Source organism: Sphingomonas sp. CD22, assembly GCF_034556155.1.
Taxonomy (GTDB): Bacteria; Pseudomonadota; Alphaproteobacteria; order Sphingomonadales; family Sphingomonadaceae; genus Sphingomonas.
This window is the reverse complement of sequence record NZ_JAYDYX010000023.1, coordinates 1-1104: the sequence shown is the minus strand read 5'-3', so window position 1 is coordinate 1104 and position 1104 is coordinate 1. Positions and strand designations below refer to the sequence as shown.

The following is a 1104-nucleotide window of genomic DNA, read 5'->3' as shown; positions in this document are numbered from 1 at the left end:
TCAGGGAGGCGTCCGTGTCGGAAGTTACCACAATCGGTCTGGATATCGCCAAGCAAGTTTTCCACGCGCACGGAGCTGATGCTGCTGGTCGAGCGGTGTTCAGTCGCCGGCTCACGCGAGGCAAGCTGCTCGACTTCTTCGCGGCCCACCCGCGGTGCATGGTGGCGCTGGAGGCGTGTGGTGGCGCCCATCACTGGGCGCGCGAGCTGCAGGCGATAGGTCACGAGGTCCGGCTGATTCCGCCAGCGTACGTGAAGCCCTATGTGAAGCGGCACAAGAACGATGCGGTCGATGCGGAAGCGATCTGCGAAGCGGCGCAGCGACCGAGCATGCGGTTCGTGGCGGTGAAGACCGAGCAGCAGCAGGCGGCCGCGCTGGTGTTCCGCACGCGAGACCTTGCCGTGAAGCAGCGCACCCAGCTCGGCAATGCAATCCGCGGGCACCTGGCCGAGTATGGCTGGGTTGCGCCGAAGGGATCGGCTCACCTCGCGATGCTGGCGGACCTGCTTGATGGCGGGGAGATCGGCGAGACACTGCCTGAAGCCGCGCGGCCGATGTTCGCGATGATGGTAGATATGCTGGCTGGGCTCGACGAGCGGATCGCGGCGCTGGACAAGGAGATCGCGCGTCGCGCCCGCGAGGACGAGGTGGCGCGCCGGTTGATGACGATCCCCGGCATCGGTCCAATTACCGCGACCGCCATCGCAGCGATCGCGCCTCCGGCCGAAACGTTCGCCAAGGGGCGCGACTTCGCTGCCTGGCTGGGGTTGGTACCGAAGCAGGCGTCGACCGGCGGCAAGCAGAAGCTCGGCGCGATCTCCAAAATGGGAGAGCGAACGCTGCGACGGCTGCTCATCATTGGCAGCAGCGCGGTCGTGCTCCAGGCGAGCAAGCGAGGCGCGCCAGCGGGCTCATGGCTTGAAGGCATGCTCGCCAGAAAGCCGCGCATGCTGGTCACGGTCGCGCTCGCCAACAAAATGGCGCGCACCGTCTGGGCATTGCTGGTGAGACAAGAGGATTACAGAGCTCCGGTCGTAGTCACGGCGTAAGCCGAGGCAGGCCAGAGGCGTCGGAGGGCGCAGTCGGTCGAAGGAGGGTATGGCA

1 protein-coding gene is annotated in these 1104 nt (G+C 66.2%); it reads left to right on the top strand.

Going from position 1 to position 1104, the window contains the following annotated elements; genetic code table 11:
* The first annotated feature begins 14 nt into the window (after positions 1-14).
* Entirely contained in the window at positions 15-1049 is a 1035-nt protein-coding gene (locus tag SFC76_RS19575) for an IS110 family transposase (RefSeq protein ID WP_322851088.1), read from the top strand.
* Positions 1050-1104 lie beyond the last annotated feature (55 nt).